This window comes from Agrobacterium sp. GD03872, from assembly GCF_029840625.1.
Classification (GTDB): Bacteria; Pseudomonadota; Alphaproteobacteria; order Rhizobiales; family Rhizobiaceae; genus Agrobacterium; species Agrobacterium fabrum_A.
In genome coordinates, this window is record NZ_JAOCCY010000021.1 from 51,621 (window position 1) to 69,963 (window position 18,343).

At 54.2% G+C, this 18,343-nt stretch carries 18 protein-coding genes; 2 read left to right on the plus strand and 16 right to left on the minus strand.

The genetic code is table 11. From position 1 onward, the window contains the following. Nucleotides 1-171: 171 nt before the first annotated feature. The 10 genes from N5D22_RS24790 to tssI are packed head-to-tail and all read right to left on the minus strand — an operon-like array spanning nucleotide 172 to nucleotide 11,183. Nucleotides 172-1,164, minus strand: a complete 993-nt coding sequence (locus N5D22_RS24790) for a type VI immunity family protein (RefSeq protein WP_279658642.1) — start codon at nucleotides 1,162-1,164, stop codon at nucleotides 172-174. 9 nt (nucleotides 1,165-1,173) lie between these two features. Further along, nucleotides 1,174-2,166 (minus strand): type VI immunity family protein, encoded by a 993-nt coding sequence (locus N5D22_RS24795; RefSeq protein ID WP_279658641.1) that lies wholly within the window; start codon nucleotides 2,164-2,166, stop codon nucleotides 1,174-1,176. Between the two features lie 14 nt (nucleotides 2,167-2,180). Next, nucleotides 2,181-3,173, minus strand: a complete 993-nt coding sequence (locus N5D22_RS24800; RefSeq protein ID WP_279658640.1) for a type VI immunity family protein — start codon at nucleotides 3,171-3,173, stop codon at nucleotides 2,181-2,183. Between the two features lie 9 nt (nucleotides 3,174-3,182). Continuing rightward, entirely contained in the window at nucleotides 3,183-4,319 is a 1,137-nt protein-coding gene (locus N5D22_RS24805) for a DUF4150 domain-containing protein (RefSeq protein WP_279658639.1), read from the minus strand. Then, nucleotides 4,316-5,383 (minus strand): hypothetical protein, encoded by a 1,068-nt coding sequence (locus tag N5D22_RS24810; protein WP_279658638.1) that lies wholly within the window; start codon nucleotides 5,381-5,383, stop codon nucleotides 4,316-4,318. Before N5D22_RS24810 ends, N5D22_RS24805 begins: the two co-directional genes overlap by 4 nt. Then, nucleotides 5,380-6,405, minus strand: a complete 1,026-nt coding sequence (locus N5D22_RS24815) for a DUF2169 domain-containing protein (RefSeq protein ID WP_279658637.1) — start codon at nucleotides 6,403-6,405, stop codon at nucleotides 5,380-5,382. Before N5D22_RS24815 ends, N5D22_RS24810 begins: the two co-directional genes overlap by 4 nt. A gap of 5 nt (nucleotides 6,406-6,410) precedes the next feature. Continuing rightward, nucleotides 6,411-6,740: a hypothetical protein gene (locus tag N5D22_RS24820; RefSeq protein WP_080853974.1), complete on the minus strand. Its 330-nt coding sequence runs from the start codon at nucleotides 6,738-6,740 to the stop codon at nucleotides 6,411-6,413. Next, the gene (locus N5D22_RS24825; RefSeq protein WP_279658636.1) at nucleotides 6,737-7,900 is read right to left on the minus strand and encodes a hypothetical protein; all 1,164 of its coding nucleotides are present in this window, start codon (nucleotides 7,898-7,900) and stop codon (nucleotides 6,737-6,739) included. The genes N5D22_RS24820 and N5D22_RS24825 overlap by 4 nt, the downstream gene beginning before the upstream one ends. Nucleotides 7,901-7,916: 16 nt before the next feature. Further along, the gene (locus N5D22_RS24830; protein WP_279658635.1) at nucleotides 7,917-9,062 is read right to left on the minus strand and encodes a hypothetical protein; all 1,146 of its coding nucleotides are present in this window, start codon (nucleotides 9,060-9,062) and stop codon (nucleotides 7,917-7,919) included. A 9-nt stretch (nucleotides 9,063-9,071) separates the two neighbouring features. After that, on the minus strand, nucleotides 9,072-11,183 hold the full coding sequence (gene tssI / locus N5D22_RS24835) for a type VI secretion system tip protein TssI/VgrG (RefSeq protein ID WP_279658634.1): 2,112 nt from the start codon (nucleotides 11,181-11,183) through the stop codon (nucleotides 9,072-9,074). Between the two features lie 157 nt (nucleotides 11,184-11,340). On the opposite strand from tssI, the gene N5D22_RS24840 reads away from it, so the two are divergent. Both N5D22_RS24840 and N5D22_RS24845 read left to right on the plus strand, forming a co-directional pair. Further along, a complete protein-coding gene (locus tag N5D22_RS24840) occupies nucleotides 11,341-12,243 on the plus strand; it encodes a hypothetical protein (protein WP_279658633.1) in 903 nt (300 codons plus the stop codon). A 451-nt stretch (nucleotides 12,244-12,694) separates the two neighbouring features. After that, nucleotides 12,695-13,090 (plus strand): hypothetical protein, encoded by a 396-nt coding sequence (locus N5D22_RS24845; RefSeq protein WP_279658632.1) that lies wholly within the window; start codon nucleotides 12,695-12,697, stop codon nucleotides 13,088-13,090. A 404-nt stretch (nucleotides 13,091-13,494) separates the two neighbouring features. On the opposite strand, the gene N5D22_RS24850 is transcribed toward N5D22_RS24845, so the two are convergent. From N5D22_RS24850 to N5D22_RS24875, 6 genes are all read right to left on the minus strand, one after another. After that, a complete protein-coding gene (locus tag N5D22_RS24850; RefSeq protein ID WP_279658631.1) occupies nucleotides 13,495-13,863 on the minus strand; it encodes an HlyD family secretion protein in 369 nt (122 codons plus the stop codon). Nucleotides 13,864-13,883: 20 nt separating this feature from the next. Next, entirely contained in the window at nucleotides 13,884-15,221 is a 1,338-nt protein-coding gene (locus N5D22_RS24855; protein ID WP_279658630.1) for a hypothetical protein, read from the minus strand. A gap of 3 nt (nucleotides 15,222-15,224) precedes the next feature. Further along, nucleotides 15,225-15,509 carry a hypothetical protein gene (locus N5D22_RS24860; RefSeq protein WP_279658629.1) on the minus strand — a complete coding sequence of 95 codons (285 nt, stop codon included), beginning with the start codon at nucleotides 15,507-15,509 and terminating at the stop codon, nucleotides 15,225-15,227. Between the two features lie 148 nt (nucleotides 15,510-15,657). After that, nucleotides 15,658-16,338, minus strand: coding sequence for a hypothetical protein (locus tag N5D22_RS24865; protein WP_279658628.1), 681 nt, complete (start codon nucleotides 16,336-16,338; stop codon nucleotides 15,658-15,660). 108 nt (nucleotides 16,339-16,446) lie between these two features. Continuing rightward, nucleotides 16,447-16,713, minus strand: coding sequence for a hypothetical protein (locus N5D22_RS24870; RefSeq protein WP_279658627.1), 267 nt, complete (start codon nucleotides 16,711-16,713; stop codon nucleotides 16,447-16,449). 544 nt (nucleotides 16,714-17,257) lie between these two features. After that, nucleotides 17,258-18,040 (minus strand): transposase, encoded by a 783-nt coding sequence (locus N5D22_RS24875; RefSeq protein ID WP_279658626.1) that lies wholly within the window; start codon nucleotides 18,038-18,040, stop codon nucleotides 17,258-17,260. Nucleotides 18,041-18,343: the final 303 nt, after the last annotated feature.

Sequence of the window (18,343 nt, forward strand, 5' to 3'; positions counted from 1 at the left end):
CGCGGGTCGCCGCGATCCAGCGCCTTTCAACCGCCTTCTTCCGCAGCACGCTTTATCACGACGATCCCGCATTTTCCAAAACGGTCGCGACGCAACCAGCTGCGCCGGAAGGCAGCGTCGAGACGAAATGATGGTAATAAGTTTCGTTTAACTTCACGAGGCTGGACAAACTCAACGTTCACCATCGTCAAATCGATGTGTCCACCATTGCGTATACTCCATCTCATCGACACCGTAGGGAGCCCGTAGATAGGGATAGTCCCAGTTCTCGTAGCGCAGGGGCTTGAGGAAATCGTTGACCGCTCGGTATGCTGCAGGCACGCGGCCCTTATTTAAATCGCCGAACACGGGCCGTTCACCCGCCTGGAAAACGACGCCACCCTCATAGGGATGGAGGACAATCTCGTCTGCGAGCACTTCTCTCGCCTTCTCAAGACCACCAACGTGCGCCAGCAGTTCATCGTTGACGGCTGTAAGCCAATTCACGTCACGGATCACATCGGTGCGCTGCGAAATGATTAACCCAAAACGGATGCCGTCCTCATAGAGAAGGCCGGGAAATCTGCGGAACAATGGATAGGCTCTCTCGGTTGCGCCTGCCGCATAGGAATAGAAGAAAAGCGACATGCCGGACACGGCATAAAAAACCTTAAGGTTACGGCATGCGTCAACGAAGAAACGCACAACACCTATCGGATCTAGCGATAGGTCCAACAACCGCGTCTGGTACATCAGGTGCCCACAGCCGCCACGGTACCCAATACCCGGAAGAAGTGCCGTCAAATAGTCGTGTACGGGATCGGTTGACCGCAGGGCTTGGGCAGGCATGTGTCTGATATAAAAGCCTGCGGTCTCCTTCTCATCAAGGTAATTGCTTTGTGCCAGATGCCGCTCGATGTCATCTCTCGAAGACAGACGGCGCGAACGTTCACCGACCGTCAGAAGATTGGTGTTTCCTTTCGTCACATCGTAGTAACGCGAGGCCAGATCGAGCGCGGCCTGGCGTGTCCGCGGTGTTTCACCACCCGCAAAATAGAACCCGGCCGTAAGGCCAAACAGCCATTGAATCGCGTTGCCCGGCGGCGAACTGATCTCGTCCAATTTGTCGAGTTCACCGCGCTCTTCGAGGAGCGCCATTGTGACGATGAGTTCGTTTATATCCAAGACGCCATCCTAGCGCTCGCCATCGTCAAACCGGCGTGTCCACCATTCGGTGTACTCCATCTTATCGACATCGTATGGTGCTCTCAGATAGGCGCGCTCCCAGTTCTCGTAACGCAGGGGCTTGAGGAAATCGTTCACTGCGCGATATGCTGCGGGCACCCTCCCCTTGTTCAGGTCGCCGAGCACAGGCCGTTCGCCAGCCTGGAAAACGACGCCACCCTCGTAAGGGTGAAGGATCACTTCTTCGTCAAGTGCGGCTCGTGCCTTGTCGAGACCGCCAACCCTTGAGAGTAGCTCATCGTTGACGGCTGTCAGCCAGTTCACGTCGCGGATAGTGTCCGTCCGGTCTCTTATGGCCAATCCAAAACGCGTGCCATCCTCGTAAAGCAGCCCAGGAAACCTGCGAAACAGAGGATAGGCTTTCGCAGTTGCGCCAGACGCATAGGAATAGAAAAAGAGCGACAAACCCGACACGGCATAGAAAACCCGCAGATCGCGGCAGGCGTCAACGAAGAAACGGATCACACCATCCGGATCGCGCGACAGCGCCGATAGCCTCGTCTGGCACATGAGGTGACCGTTGCCACCGCGATAACCGGCGCCGGGAAGAAGGGCAGTAAAGTAGTCGTGAACCGGATCGGTCGAACGCAACGCCTGTTTTGGCATATGCCTTATGTAGAAACTCGCCGTCTCCCTTTCGTCGTAATACTCCCCCTGCGACAGGTATTCTTCAATCTGTTTTCCTGCTGAAATGCGGCGCGTCCGCTCGTTAAACGACAATAAATTGGTGTTACCTTCTACGAAATCGTAGTAACGCAGTGCCAAACGCAGCATAGATTGGCGTATTTGACGCGTTTCTCCGTCGGCAAAATAGAACCCGGATGTCAGCCCGAATAGCCACTGGATTGCATTGCCGGGCGGCATTCCGATTTCATCCAGCTTTTCGAGTGCACCACACTCCTCAAAGATGGCCATCGCGGTGATGAGTTCGTTTAACTCCACGAGGCTGAGCGATCTTAACGTTCAACATCGTCAAATCGATGTGTCCACCATTGCGTATACTCCATCTCGTCAACATCGTACGGTGCTCGCAGATAGGGATAATCCCAGTTCTCGTATCGCAAGGGCTTGAGGAAATCGTTGACCGCTCGGTATGCTGCAGGCACGCGGCCCTTATTTAAATCGCCGAGCACGGGACGTTCGCCCGCTTGGAAAACGACGCCGCCCTCATAGGGATGGAGGATGACCTCGTCTCCGAGTGTTTCCCTTGCCTTCTCAATACCGCCGACGCGCTCCAGTAGCTCATCGTTGATGGCTGTCAGCCAATTCACGTCGCGGATCACATCGGTACGGTGTAATATTTCCAAGGTAAAATTACTGCCATCTTCGTAAAGGAGGCCAGGAAACCGGCGAAATAGAGGATACGCTTTTTCAGTCACACCCGTCGCATAAGAATAGAAAAAAAGCGACATCCCCGAAACAGCATAAAAAACCCGGAGATCACGGCAGGCATCAACGAAGAAGCGAACCACGCCAGTTGGGCCGCGTGATAATTCCGACAACCGCGTCTGATACATCAAGCGCCCATTGCCGCCGCGGTAGCCGGCGCTTGGAAGCAGGACAGTAAAGTAGTCGTGAACCGGATCGGTCGAACGCAACGCCTGTTTTGGCATGTGCCTGATATAAAAGCTCGCGGTCTTCCCCTCGTCAAAATACTCGTCTTGTGACAGATTTTGCGCAACGTCTTCCCGTGACTCGATGCGACGTACTCGCTCGTTAAAGGACAACAAATTTGTGTTGCCTTCCGCAAGGTCGTAGTAACGTAGCGCCAGATTCAGCATGGCTTGGCGTGTACGCCGCGTTTCACCATCCGCAAAATAGAACCCGGATGTCAGTCCGAACAACCATTGGATGGCATTGCCGGGCGGCAGGCCGATTTCATCCAGTTTTTCGAGTTCACCGCGCTCTTCGAAATTTGCCATGACAGCGATCAGTTCGTTTAGATTCATGACATCATCCTACCAGCTTGGGACGGGTGGGAGGCGCCCACCCGGGATCCGTGGTCCGGGCAAGGGGAGCCAGATCGGTGGAGCATTCTCAAGCCCCTTTTTTAACTGTCGCCATCGTTCTTCGGCCTCCCACTGGCGCTCCTGTTCGCGCTGTCTCACAGACTCTTCGCAATTGTCACACTCATCCAACACCACGAACTCCTTGTAACGAGCTCTGTGCCGTCGTGCGATAGCGCGATAAGCATCATCCTTCGCGGTTTCATTTGGAAACTTGTCCCCCGGAAACTTCATGTCATACATGTGGGTCATCTGGCCGTTCTCGACTTTCACCACATCCAGCCAGCGAGAGCCACGCACATTGAACCATCGCGTGCCGCCCCAGGGCGCCCGACGGGGAACCTTCGGAATGTCGTGTTCCTCTCCCTGCAGGATGACATTGCCGGGCGGCTTGTCCGGGAACTGATTGTTCGGATTGTTCGGGTCCCAGAATCCAAGCTCGGAAACATAGCCGTAATTGGTGCGCGGATCGCCGACCGGCATGCTGCTGCCAAGGACCGTGTTCGGATATTGCGCCTGGATCGTTGCATCGACACAGCGCTGATAACGCCCCGGGCTGGCCTCATCGTCGCGTGGTAAAACCTGATCGACCCATTCAAGCCCCTCGGTAACGCTGTTTCGCGGACGATGCAGCGCATAGCAGCGGCAGCCCACTTCGCAGAGATAACGCTCGGGATGGCCTTCGGGCAGGTCGGTTTTATAACCACCGACCGATACGGTGTTGCCCTTGTTGAGGAGCATCTTGTCGGTAAGGCGCGTCACTGCTCGGCCTTGCATGAACACGTTGGGAGACCAGGACAGGAAGGTGGCCTGATGCAGATGCGTGCCGGATTTGATCCCGCCGGACGAACCGGGCTCGTCACCGATCGATTTGGCGAACCGCGAGCCGCGCACGCCATTCATCGCCCCGCCATGCGAGAACACCGTGGTGGTACCATCGGCGAGGTCGCGGGCAAATGCGGTATTCGTATATGGCACGGGCACAGGCTTGGGCGGGGTCAGGCATACATCCGGCAGCGTCGAGCGGACATAGCCATTCGAGTTTTTATGGCAGAGTGTAATCCCGTTGATGCGGATTGTTTCCTTCATGCGTCTATCCTGCCGGTTTTTATGTCGCGCTGGACGCTTTCCACAATTGTTGCCGCTCTCAACCCGTCGCGGGAACTGGCGGACAGAAGGCTGTAGAGAAATTCCTCGCCCCCCGGCTCTGTCTTTTCTACGAGCGATCCTGGCGCGGGCCCAAGCGCAAGCGCCGCCATCACAAGCCCGCTCGCGGCCCCAAGATCACCCAGTTGAAGCGCGGGGATTTCCGCCCTGTCGGACAGCTCGGCCATTTGCGCAGCATTGGTTGCGATCGCATATCCAAACTCCTCGGCGCGTACGCGATCACCATTGAGATCGACAATGAAGCGATCCGGAGAAAAGCCCCCCTCAAGGAGAGCCCCATAACAGCTCGCAAGGGCGCGGCCCATCAATCCGCGCTCGGGATCAATCGGGTTTTCAGGCTCTTCCATGGTAGAAAGGCGCGCAATTCGACCGAGCCGCGCGTCATCTTCCGGCCCAAGTGCCAACACGACCGCAGCTTCGCCGGGAACCATACCGTAGGGGTTGTCTCGTGTCAGCAATTCACCGTGATAAGCCAGACTGTCGAGCATGTCTGAGTGGATATAACTGTCTACGACCGCAACGAGAACAATTCTCTCCGTTCTCCTCACGATTTCCGGACCATCCCTGCCAACAAGCTGCAGGCTTTCAGCCTGCCCACCAAAGGAAACGAAGAGGTTCGTCACCCGCGGCAGAGGAAATTGGCGGAGCCGGGCATTAAAGTCCTCAGCGACAGGTCCGTCCTCCATCCAATAGGGCAGCAGCAGAAGCATCGCATAATCCGCGCTTTCCTGTCCGAACTTCGCCAATTGCGCAACGCAATCGGCAAGCGCGCAGGCGAGTAATTTTCGCAGCCGCTCGACATAGTCCCGCTCTTCCGTCAACGGATAGACCGGCGCAAGGGTCGGTGGTCGCCCGTCCGCCATCACCAGGTTGCGGTCCTTCTCGGTGAATCTTTCGCCGCGCGAATAGGCGGCAGTTGCCGTTTCAAAATTTTTGCCCGCCGGACATGTCAGGCCGGCCGCCAGAATTGAAACCGCCGCCCTCATGCGACGACCCCGGCCATTTGCCTCAGTCGAAGGAAAGAGACTTCGACGTCCTGATCGCGCCCGCCACAGGGCACATGGGCGTTCCATATCAGATCCACGAGACGCTCATCGCCAGTGATCTCCACCTGAACGAGCCTGAACCTGTGCGTCAGCGTCTTGCCGGCGATCCGAGTGTCCGCTTCGAGGATACATTGCGGCAGACGAAATGCGTAACCGCCTTCCGGATGAAGCCCTTCCAGTCGCACCGGTTCGCCACCACGCAACTCACCGGAATAGATTTGATCGACGGGCGCGGTCTGGTGAAAATTTTCCGAGAAATCGGAAGGCAAAAGCGGAGACCTGTGTTTCATCCACGCTTCATCATAGGTGCCGGCGTGAATACGCCGCGTTGCCCAGGCCGGCTGAATCGCACCGAACCCGACCGGCTGCGAAAGCGGGCGACCGGGATCAAAGACATCGGCGGGAGCTGCAATCTGCGGCATAGCCAGCTCCGCGCCCTCCGGCGCGCGCTCGAAATGACGTGACCAGCCCCGGCCAATTGGATTGGCTTCGCATTCGGCCCCATCATCATCCACAAAAAGATCGCTTCCGCCGAGCGAACGTCTCCATGACAGTTCGACGCGTGAGGCCTGCTGTTTTTCGGTAACCTCCCAGCCGCGCTTTTTTTTGACCATGCGCGCTTCGCCCATGACGGCGGCCTTCTTGGTCATTGTACCCACAGCAACAGTGACATCGATACGGTCTATCGGTTTCTCGTCAGGCGCAACGGCTGAGCCATTGACAAGAATATCTGCGGCGGGCCTGAAAGGCGCAAAATCAGCATCGGCGAAAAGCTCATTTGCCTCGGCATCGCGATAGGCTGGAGAGAGCCGGATGGGCTGCGGCTCAAGAAGATCGGTCATACCGTCCGGACGCGCGCGAAACCGCCCGCGCACGGCGACACACCAATGTTCCTTTCCATCGCGGTCGCGAATGAAATAGCCGTCCGCAGAGAAAGGTGTGTTGTTGCTGACAGCCCACATGCCGGTCAGTTCAGGTCGATATACGCAGCGTCCAGCGCAATATTCTGGCGAGCCATCTGGATAATCTTCTTGCCTTCCACCCTCACCACGCCGTCAGAACCCAATGAAATTCGGGCCTCGCCGTTGCGGATCGTCAACGTCCCGGAGCCATCGAACTCGATCATCGTCGCGAGCTTCAGAAGCTTCCCCCATGCATCCTCCGGCAATGGAAGAGCGTCCCCTAAAAGCGCTTTACGATCAGGTATCTGGTTCATATCGTGCGAACTCCCTCTAAATTCACCCAGGTGGAAGGCCGACCCCAAAATGAGCGGCGCCCCATCGACCAAAGATTTCATTTCAGTTGATCCGCCAAACCCTCCCCGATGGTGCGTGTGACGAAATCGGTATGGATCATTGTTGCAACGTCTTTTGGCGTGGCGGGAAACGCCGTGAGCGACGCCACTGCGGCGACAACGCCCTTCCTGAGGCTCAATACGGTCCTGGCACGTATCTTCTGCTCGCTGCCCTGGAGAGTAACGATGTCGATGAAACCCTTATCCACATCGCCAACTTTTTCGCCGGGAACGAAGCTGACGTCCTCGTCCAGCTTAAAGCCGACGTCCGGCATGAGATTTTGCAGTTCGATTTCCACCACCTTCGCGGCAAGCTGACGCAGTTGATCGTCAGTTGGCGACAGATCCGACTTGGGTGTTGGAAAGACGAACAGGGATACAGCCGCGTTTCCGTCCGGATCATTGGAATTTGTGAATATCGCTCCCGTATAGGACGGATTGGGATCGCTGTTCTGCGTCAGTTTTTTCCATCCGTCCGGCAGGCGTGCGGAGTAGGCGACGCCACCGCTCGACGGCAGCTTTTCCAGATGCATCGCGCCATCAATGCTGTCAGTCGCATCGTTGTCGAGCTTCAAAGCTCCGAAAAACTGCGCAATCTGGGGTTCGACGCGGGCGGCCTCCTCTTCTGCGTAGCCAGCGCGCACGATGAGCAGAGACTTGTCCTCGCGCCAAACCGCGACCCTCTCACGGCGGTTGAACCCATTATCCGGCCCGAGGGCAAACACATCGCCAGCGTCGCGACCATATTCCTTCATCGCGGCGACCGAAGGTGCCCATTCTTTCGCAAAGAGCCGGGCGTAATCGACCCCACGCGCAACCTTTTCCGGTTTGATCTCGGCGGTGATGATCTGGATTTCGAAATGATCGCGATTGGCAGGATCATAACCGATCGTCTGCAGGGTCACATTGTCGAAGGTTTCGTACTTATCCCATTCGGACAGTGCCCGCTTTTCCCTGAACCACATAAATTTATCGATCTTGACCGAGTGAAAGTTAATATCCTTCGCTTCCTGGAAGCTATATGGCTCCGATGCCTTCGCCGTGCTGTCGAGGGTCAAACGACTCGTATAATCTTCGGCCATAACATCCAATCCAATTGCGGTCGTCACTAAAACCATCGCCGAAAAAGACATTCGGCGCAGCACCAGAAATAGAGGCTTCAACGTTCGGTTCTCCGTATCATTTTCCCGGCCATCCCTTGATGAGGTCTGCTGCCTTATCGAGACCCGTCAGGCCGCCGGACACTTTAGCGCCGCCGCCCAGGCCGAAACCAAGTTTGGCGCCGACCTCGGCGCGCGCCTTTCCCTTTTTCACGCCTGCTTCCGCAGATGCCTCAGCCTGAGCGCCAACGGCTCCCTGCAGTTCACCGCCAAGGCACACACCTATATCCCATTTGTCCTCAATGAGTTGGTTGTGCTCTTCGAACAGCCAGTTCCACGCTTTGATGACAGGGTTGCCGACACGGCTTGGCGTCAGGCAGAGTTCTCCGTTGACCGAGCCCTCGATGACATTCGCCTTGGCGGCAAGTTTCAGCGTCCCCGTCACCTCTTCAGGGTTCCCGACAAAAGCAACCTCGCCCTCCAGCTCTCCTTTCAGCACCGCGCCTTTTGCGGCTCCGGAGATGACCTGATCCTTGAGAACTTCGACTTTGCCCTGGGCAGCGGCGGCACTGGCTTTTGCGCTCAATTTGGCATCAATTCCGCCTTTGGTGACAGAAAATCCGGCCTTTCCGTCACCTTCCAGTGCTCCGAGCTTGTATTCTCCTGAAGCCCAATCCTTTGCCGGATCACCAAAACTGTCTCCAGCCAGTTTTTTGTCGGCTTTCCACCAGGTATATTCAGCAACCTGGAAATTCCGTTCTTTCCATTTGCCGCGCCAGTCGGTGTCATGGGCGGTCTTTCCATCCGGGTTGCGGCGTGTATAGCCCGAAGCAATATACTCCCTGACGCCACGCTGATATTTCTTGCCGACGCCGGCGTCCTTGTAGTCCTTGCTTAGTTCACCGAATTTCCAGGCGCTTTCCTTGCTCTCGTTCTCACGCTCCTTTTGAGGAAGGAGTTTGTTTGCGCTGGACGATCGTCCGAAAAGCACGGTCTCGTTCACAGCGGGTATATATTCGCATAATCCGCCGTTGGAATTGAACGACTGCTGGGGAGCATCCGCGCGAAATGGCGGCGTGATCCCCGGAGACACCGGAAAAAACGGGTGACGTTTGAACGTCGACAGGTCGGTTTTCAACATCTCCAGGACATTGTCGTCGTCATATGCGGAAAACGGCACACCCAGCATGCGAGACGGCGGCAATCCTGACGGTTTCTCAGCCATGGCCTACACTCAGTTCTGTGTAATCTGGTCGGCTTGGAAATGAATATGCTTCCCTTGGATCACGATATGCCCCTCGCGCGACATCGTCAGCATCGAGTTCTCTCCCACTTTGATCGTCAACTGTTCGCCCACCCGGATGTTCATGATACGCCCGATATCTGTGTCGGAACGCCCCCGGACAATGACGCTGTGAGACTTACCCACCGTCGTTTGATAGGTGTGTCCAACGACCGTTGACTTCGCCCCGCCGACAACCTCAGAAGAACCAATACCGACGACCTGCGAGTGATTTTTCTCGACGAAAAGCTGGAAATTCCCTTTCGCGAAATTGAAAGGGTCCGGGATCTTGAGTTTGCCCAATGCGGCTCCAACCTTGTCAAAGACGAGTTTCGTCTTGTCCCTCAGAAGGTTCGACAAGGCATTTTCGCCGACTGCAATCGACATGTTGCCCGCTATGACCTCGTCATGGTCGCCACCAACTTCCGTCGATTTGTCGTTGGCTACGAGTTCCGATTTGTCCCGTCCCACACGCTTGGAGTAATCGTTCAGAATTTCAAAATTCGTATCCTTCTGGGCGTGGAGAAATACCTCCTCCTTGGCCGCCTCGTCCTCAAACCGCAATTCGTTAAATCCGGACCCCTTGTGCGTGTTGGTGCGGAATGTGCTGCGCGTCTTGTTCGCCGGCAGGTCATAAGGAACGGTCTGACGTGCGTTCGGCACGACGCCGGTCACCAGCGGCCGGTCCGGATCGCCGTCGACGAAGGCAACCATCACTTCCATGCCGATGCGCGGGATGATCTGGCCGCCCCAGGTGGAGCCGGCCCAGTTCTGCGCAACACGCACCCAGCACGTATCCGTGCCATCCTTCTTCGCCTTGCGGTCCCACGGGAACCATAGCTTGATACGGCCATATTGATCGGGATGGATTTCCTCGCCTTGGGGACCGGCGACAATCGCCACCTGCGTGCCTTCGATGCGCGGGCGCTTCGTCGTCCGGTGCGGCGTCAAGGGCACGCGGGCCGGAATTGCCTCAAAGTGGTTGCGATATTCCGGCTCGTTGCTGTTTGTTTCATAGGAAAGGTCGACGATGTTGTGGCTTGCCCTGATGATCACATGTTCTTCGTATGCATGTTCGGGATGCGCAACCTCGAAAGGCGTGAAACGGCGGCCGGCCTCCAGAATGCGCGTGGTCGACGAGCCGAAGACACGGTCATGATCGGCTTCGATGGACTGGGTTCTGAGTTTCTGCGCCCGCTCGGCCTCTTCCACCGTCCTGATGCGGGCCGGATATTCGTAAAGCTCGCGCTTCGTCGCATCCGGCATCTGCACCAGCGACGGCGTCATCGTACCCGGCACCATGCCCGGCGTCTCGAAATTCCAGTCGGCGCCGGCACGCTGGCCGGAGACATAGGAGAAGCGCCGCGCCCAGTCGCTGATGTGGTTGCGATCCGACGAACCCTGCGCCAGGCGCACCGTGCCCTCCCCCTGGGCGGCCGGTGACGGCCCAAGCCAGCCGCTGGCGCTGTCGGCCACATGCAGCTTGTGGGAACCATCCTCATGGCTGAACCAGTAGAACAGGCCGTCCTCCTCGAAACGGCGGGTGAGATAATCGAGGTCCGTCTCGTTAAACTGCACGCTGTAGTGCTGTGCTGGCGGCGGCGAGACGATGCCTGAGGTATCGGGCGCCGGAATGCCGTGTTCGGAAAACAGCGTCTCGACGACCTCCACCGCCGTCTTGTCCATCCAGATACGGCAATCCGACCGGCGCGACAGAAGCCACATTTGCGGACGGATCGTCAGCGCATAGGAGCGCATGCCGCGTGTGATCGGCGGGCCCTCATGCAGTTCCGTCACCAGACCGTTGAACGGACGGCGAACGACGCCGCCATCGCCGTCGCCCTGGCTTATCTCGATCGAAATGTCGACCAGCCGCCCGATCAGTTCCTCGGGTTTCACCGCTTCCTTCTTGGCCCGCACGGTCAGGCGAATGTCGAAGAGCTGCGATACGCCCTCCTCCACGGACAGGCGCTCCGGAAGAAGCTGATCCTCGCCGAGCGGCGAAGACACCTTCAGAACGCGGCTCGCTTGAACGAAATCGGAAAACGAAGGCTGGTCATTCATGGCGAACCTCGATAGCAGAGCCAAAAAAATCAATCAGCTGTCAAAATCTAGACAGAATGCAATCAAACATTGTGGCGAAACCATGGATTCACCATGAATTCCGCAACCTGGATATGCCAAAATTCCATCGATGAAATCTGACAGGCTGAGGTATGGAGTGACGCTCGAAAGAAACCCGAGGCAGACAAAACACGACGCCGACAGTTACGGCCTGCGCCGCGAAGAAGCCGCCGGCGCTCACCATGGGGCAGGATGGTGGGCCAGTGTCAGGCGGCGTGGCCACAGGATCGTCAGGCTGTTCAAGGACAGCATCTACGGTTCGGGCGATGCCGCCTATCGTCAGGCGCGCGCCTACCGCGACGCCATCATCCTTGCCATTCCGCCCGCCACCAATCACGAACAGGCCGTACTTCTGCGCAGAAACAACCGAAGCGGTATTTCCGGCGTCAGGCGCATCGAGACCACCGACGGCGACATATGGCAGGCGACCCTGATGACCAATGAGGGACAGAAAAGAGAAAACTTCTCCATCGCAAAACTGGGCGAGGAAGCGGCAAAGTCGATGGCGATCACGCAACGCCGCAAATGGCTGAAGGCACTACCCGTTACTCATCTCGCATACGCGCATCATGCTGCCGAGGTGGCACGCACGCAGTTTGGCGACGAGCTTGCGCCTACGGGTGATGTCCTGCCCGAAGCACATCCTGACGATCAGGACATTGAGGCGCGGATCAGAGCCATTAACGACCGCTTTGATGCTGCTCGCCCGAAGCGGCTACGGGTCCGGGTCAAAAGCTACGCGACGGACAGAGTGTCCATCGCTGTTTCCAATGCTGGCAGCCCGGTGAGGAAAAAACTCACGCATCTCAATACGCGGGGCAGGACCGCGATCGAAATCATCGACGCTATCGAGGGTGCTATGGAGGAAACAGTTATCGCCATTTACGACCAAGACATCTGGGTCTGGTTCATGGCCGAACATGGAAGCGAACTTCTCAGTTCCCGAGACTTCAATATCAATGAGGGATTCAATATCCTCGTTATTGTGCCGGGGTGGTGACAATAGTCAGATGTCAAACGTCCAGCTGGAGTGAGCGACTACACACAGCACGGAGAGCAGACCTCATAGACGTGAAATCGAAAAATGGGACTTGAGGAGCCGCTGACGGTGTTGGCTTCTCCTACGTTCCGGATATCGCAGGCAATGGCAGAGAAACCCTCGAATTGCGGCAGTCGGGATCATAACTGCCGAGGGGAATGTCCCCGCCCCTCCGCGATACATTAGTTATGATTCATAATGTTAAATAGCGAGAATGAAAGCCCTGCCGCACAGTATCACGCGATCTGATCGATGCCCACGACCTGCCAGGAAATCTCAAACTTCCTCTGTAGACGGATGTCCTTGGCCTATTCGGTAACCGTAATCCGTCATATACGATCGGCGCTTGAAATCACCCAACGCACTTGGGTGATCGGTTTTGCATCCTGTGCAAGAAGGGAGGTTCTCCCGAATGAATTTCAGAACGATGTCCTGCGTCGCAGGAGCTGCTTTCATTTTCGCAATGCTGATGATTGCCCTGCTCCTGCCGCTTCAAAGCACATACGTTCTGGACCATCGCTTCGTTCTGGCAAACTCAGCCCATCTGTTTGGCACTGATGAAATGGAACGCGATATGCTCTCGCGATTTCTTGCGGGCGGCAAGTACACGATCCTGACTGGATTCACGACGACCCTCCTTGCTTGCGCATCGGGATATCTTATGGGAGCCGGAGTACGGATAGCGCCAAACCGGAGCAGGCAGTCGGAAAGATGGCATGAAACCGGTTTGGCCGCGGCAACGCCGACCGGCTTCCGCGGTAGCCTTTCGTCAACATCGTGGGCCATGTTCCGCATTAGCGGTTTCTGAGAACGCCAAAAGCGCGGCGGATTTCTCCGCGCGGGCTTTGTGTATGCATAGGATTTGGTTGCCGGGCGTACAACCATCTCAAATTGCGATTTTTAACGGCAGGTTACAATCTGCTGGTAAAGCTCGCTGTATCGCATCAAAACGGATTGTTTCGCGCGGCCGCTTAGCACCTGTAGGATAAATTTCGAACCATTCCATGTCGTGTTGGAACTTATATCGGGATGTGCACCCCGACTTATCGGAGCGGCGTCTCGATATATTGGTGTGCATCCCCGTCGATCCACGCGTTGAGATTTGAACATAATCGCTGCGGTCATTTGCTATTTTTCTCGAATGACTGGCGAGGCCATCGCCTATCTTGCAACCAGCGAAGGCATAAAGACGAAGAACTCAGAACCTCATCCTCACTCTTCGCGCATCGCCTTGCTGATCTGATCCGTCAGCGGCTTGACGAGATAGGACAGCGCCGTTCGCTCGCTGGTCTTGATGTAGGCCTCCACCGGCATGCCGGCAAGCAGGCTGAGGTTGCCGAGTTTCGACAGCTCGTTTGGCTCGATCTGGATGCGGGCGGTGTACCAGCTTTCACCCGTCTGCGGATTGTTCACCAGATCGGCCGCGACCGTTTTCACATGGCCGATAACTTCCGGCGTTGTGCGCTGGTTGAAGGCGGAGAAACGTAAGGTCGCCTGCTGACCGACGTGCATCTGATCGATATCGGCCGGCTGGATTTTCGTTTCCACCACCAGCCGGTCATTGATAGGGACGATCTGCATCACGGTTTCGCCAGCGCTGATCACGCCGCCAATGTGTCGATGGCAAGCTCGTGCACGATGCCATCCTGCGGTGAGCGGATATCGATGCGCTTCAACTGGTCTTCGTCCGTGACCTTCAGCTCCTCCGCACCGTCCACGCGGCCATTGCCGTTGCGGTCCTGAATCAATATGCCGTCATCGGCCGATACCCAGCCCGTTCGCTCGGCAAAACCGTCGCGGTCATAGTCAAAATGAACATTCGACGCCACCAGTGTGGAAAGTTCGATCCCGTCCCCATCGAGATCCAGCACCAGGGGGTCGCTGTTTGTGCCGATAAGCGGCGAAACGAGCGCGTCAAACGAACCAAACATATCGTTAAGAAAGTCGCGAATGTTCGGCCAGGCCTCTTCGAAGAGATCGGCAATATGGGCTAGGCCGATGGCCAGACCGGCAATGCCCGCGGCAACGATCACAGGTATCGTCGCCGGGAACAGGACGACGACCGCGCCGAGCACGATTGTCGCCGCAACGCCAATGCCCAGGGATTCCGCCTGCTCGTCGAACTCTTTGGCCAAAGCCTCGGGTGAGATCATCGCGGCAATGCTAACAGCCACCACCGCGATGGCGATATCGGTGGGATCGATGACACGCCCCAGAATTGACGCCACTTTGAATGCAAGGGCTTCGGCCGTCAATGCAACGGCTTCGACGCCGGAATTAGCAAGTAACGATTTGGCGATATCAGCATACAACTGTTCGACGGGCGCATTCTTGAAAATATTTAGGTCGTAAACGCGATTGGAAAGTGTGTCGATGGAGGAGAAAAGTGTAGCGGGACTGATCTCGCCATTTCTCACATCACTCAAAAGTGTCTGCGCATGACTGAGGTAATTCGAGGCAACTTCTTTAGGGAAAACATTGTCGAATATCGGCGCGATTTTTGCGAAAGCAGCCGTTTTCTTGTTTTCGATGAAATTAATTGGCGTATCTAATCCGCTGCTGATTCTCGAAAAGAATTTGTCGTCCGCCAAAACAACGGCGGAAGGATACTTGGCTGCCGCCTCAACGAGTGAAAACTCGCCAATATTCCTAGGTGAAACTATACCCTCTGAGATTAGATCGGCTTTAAATGCCGCGCTGACAGGAGTATTATCGATGAAATAATTCTCCTTGTTGTCGAACCAGTTCCGAAGAGTGACATTACCCGCAAAATCTCTAGCCGTAAGCTCGTGAAGGACGACGTTCGTGAAATGAATTTCGTACTTCTCAAGTAACCTTCCAATGGCAACATGGATAGGTATATTTATGTCATTCTTTAATATGATTATAATGTAACCAACATCAATAAAAGCAATTGTTTTTTTATTTATGTTATCCAATAATTACTTTGGAATAAGGGAAATTTTCCGAAAAAGCTCTCGTGAAATTAAATACATTGCTTCATTATTGATTTTTTCGACTTCTTTATAAAAATCCATCTCCTGAGCGATTTCAATCATTTCCCTAAAATTTTTTGCAATAAGCTCGTCATTGTCATCGAACGGATTCCGCATGACATGATGCATCCTGTCCAAAGCATCCGGATAGCGCTTCAGATATGCCGCCAGGAATTCATCTATTTGTTCATCCGTAAAGTATCGTTCCATCTTTGCCTTAGCTACGCTCAAATATCTATCAGAGATAGATCCATAGTATGGAACTCAGCCACACGAATTTGCGAATTTTCTGTAAAATATCATTGTGAAATCAGCTATTAATATTTATTGTATAAGTAATAACTGCAAAATAATATGTTCTTAAAATATAATTTGCAAGTTATTTAACATTAATTGATATTTTTCGAAACAACTCTCGGGCAATTAGGTAATATTTCTCTTGATCGTCTTTTTCCATACCTATATAAAAATCAAGATTAGGGACTACTTTCCACATTTCTTGCTGAGTTCTAGCGATCAACTCATCATTATCATCGAATAGATTTCGCATGACATGAATTATCCTATCTAAAGCATCCGGATATTGCTTCGAAGAAAAAAGTGTAGGCGCATCAATCACGCCATTTTTTGCATCGCTTAAAAGTGTCTGCGCGTGACTGAGGTAATTCGAGGCAACTTCTTTAGGGAAAACATTGTCGAATATCGGCGCAATTTTTGCGAAAGCAGCCGTTTGTTTGTCGGCGATGAAATTGATTGGCGTCGCTATTCCCCTGCTGATTCTCGAAAAGAATTTATCATCGGAGAATATAATGGGAGAGGTATACTTTGCCGCCGCCTCCACAAGTGAAAGCTCCCCTATATTTCTGGGTGAGTAGTCAATTATATGGGAATTTTCTAAATTTAAATCTATCTTAAATAAAGAACTTGCAGGAGTGGAATCGATAATATAATTTCTTTTAATATCGAACCAATTTTTAAGAGTATCGCTACCCACAAAATTCTTAGCCGCCAGCCCGTCAAAGACAACGTTTGTGATGTGTATTTCGTATTTATCAGTCAATCTGTCTAGCGATTCTACTATCGGTATATTAAAATAATTCCTAACTATACATGAAAAATAACTTGAAAATATAAATGCAATGGGTTTTTTATTTTAAATAGCAATAAATTAAATTGTAAATTTAGAAACTTTTCTAAAAATTTCCTTTCTAATTAAATAAATTGTTTCATTATTACTTTTTTCAAATTCTACAAAAAAATCTAAATCACGAGATATTTCTATCATTTCCCTAAAGATTCTAGATATACTTACGTCATTGTCATCGAACGGGTTACGCATGACGTGAAGCATCCTGTCCAAAGCATCCGGATAACGCTTCAGATAAGCCGCCAGGAATTCGTCTATTTGTTTATCCGTAAAGTGTCGTTCCACCATTGCCTCAACTCCAGCGGCCCCTCAGAGGAGGCATATGATTTATGCAACTCTTGTTTGTCAACCGAGTGCGCGATTGTATTAATTGAAGTATATTATAGAATAATTCATGGATATTGGGATCAACCTCGTGGACCGCAACAGTCTCCATCCCATATTGTGCCGCGATATCGAACCTCCCGCTTTCAAGGATATTTAAATGGGGAACTGAAGGATTGGCCAATTCGCGCCTGAAGGCTTGGGGCCATTGAGGGCATCGTGTCCTCCGGGATTTCGATCATCATTCTATTACATGACACGACACCGGGCAGGAGGAGAGCGCGAGAGGAGGCGCTGTGTGAGCTCCCCTTACGCTGGACGCCGCCAAAACGAACCCGGTTGCGGCAAGTATGAGACCACCACATTGACCTTCCCTCCGAGGATTTCGCGGCTCGCCCTACCGGCCCCTGTTTGCTTCCGTCTTCGATATGGGAACAGGTAATTAAGACCTCAATTGACCAGTCAAATCGACCTTGAGCTGACTAGAATCTGTCAGGTTTATATTGGATCATATCCCGCATGCTTGGAGATATGCGGCGCATTCTTGTGGGGTGAAGGTTTTAAGGCATTGGCCGACACGCCGCCATGTTGCCTCGATCGTCCGCTCGCCGGCAGCGCGCAGCAGGGTCTTGAATTTGGCGAACATCATCTTGATCGGATTGAGGTCTGGGCTGTAAGGCGACAGGAAGAACAGATGGGGACCGGCATCACGGACGGCGTTGCGCGCCGGCTTGCCCTTATGGCTGTCGAGATCATCGAGAACGACGATATCGCCGGGGTTGAGGGTTGGTGCCAGGCATTGCTCGACCCAACCGGCGAAGGCAATGCTGTTAATCGGCCCATCGAGCACGAAGGGTGCGACGATGCGATCATGTCGCAAGCCGGCGAGGAAGGTCAGCGTCTTCGATTGGCCATGCGGTATTCTGCGAACGGCCGGATCGGTCAAGCTGGCCGATCCGCACGCCGTCGCCGCCGATATCCCTAAGCGCGAGGCACGCATCTCATCGGTCAACCCCTCTGTCACCGTGCACAGCAACTCCCTGAAAGCGCAAGGCCTTATAGACATGGGCTGAGCTATATCCTCCTGATCGCGAGAGGTCCGGTCGAGCGCCTCGGCACACAGGATATCGAACCGCCATGCCCGTGCATCGTCCACGAGCCAGACGATAGTAACCGACAATATTCCAGCCCTGTTGTTCAGCCAACTTCCGGCAAAGGCTAAATTGATCGTCAATCGGCTGAACGTTCTGAAGACCGGAGGAGTAACGGGATAAAGCGCAACATTCGGCATCGGCATTCTTGGCATTTGAGGCGAAGGCCTTTGCCAATAATCGCAGCTGCTGAGAAGCCGTGCGATCGATTATCCAGAGGAAACGTTTTCGGTGGGCGATGCGCCGTTTCACACCTGAGTACGCTATTGCCGCCTGGAGGCGGCGCTTACCTTTATGATAATTGGTTGCAGGTTCGGCGGCCCTGCTTTGCACCTGCGGTGGCAAGTGATTGATTTTGTTTGGGAGCGATTTGGGTAGGGGAGCTTTACCAAAGAAAAATCCCGTCAAATCATTGATTTGCCAGGATTATATTACGGGGTCGG

Coding starts and splice junctions, on each gene's coding strand:
- tssI (WP_279658634.1), bottom strand. CDS start 11,183: ATGAATGACCAGCCTTCGTTTTCCGATTTCGTTCAAGCGAGCCGCGTT.
- N5D22_RS24800 (WP_279658640.1), bottom strand. CDS start 3,173: ATGAATCTAAACGAACTGATCGCTGTCATGGCAAATTTCGAAGAGCGC.
- N5D22_RS24810 (WP_279658638.1), bottom strand. CDS start 5,383: ATGAGGGCGGCGGTTTCAATTCTGGCGGCCGGCCTGACATGTCCGGCG.
- N5D22_RS24820 (WP_080853974.1), bottom strand. CDS start 6,740: ATGAAATCTTTGGTCGATGGGGCGCCGCTCATTTTGGGGTCGGCCTTC.
- N5D22_RS24815 (WP_279658637.1), bottom strand. CDS start 6,405: ATGTGGGCTGTCAGCAACAACACACCTTTCTCTGCGGACGGCTATTTC.
- N5D22_RS24830 (WP_279658635.1), bottom strand. CDS start 9,062: ATGGCTGAGAAACCGTCAGGATTGCCGCCGTCTCGCATGCTGGGTGTG.
- N5D22_RS24845 (WP_279658632.1), top strand. CDS start 12,695: ATGAATTTCAGAACGATGTCCTGCGTCGCAGGAGCTGCTTTCATTTTC.
- N5D22_RS24850 (WP_279658631.1), bottom strand. CDS start 13,863: ATGCAGATCGTCCCTATCAATGACCGGCTGGTGGTGGAAACGAAAATC.
- N5D22_RS24805 (WP_279658639.1), bottom strand. CDS start 4,319: ATGAAGGAAACAATCCGCATCAACGGGATTACACTCTGCCATAAAAAC.
- N5D22_RS24870 (WP_279658627.1), bottom strand. CDS start 16,713: ATGGTGGAACGACACTTTACGGATAAACAAATAGACGAATTCCTGGCG.
- N5D22_RS24875 (WP_279658626.1), bottom strand. CDS start 18,040: ATGCCGAATGTTGCGCTTTATCCCGTTACTCCTCCGGTCTTCAGAACG.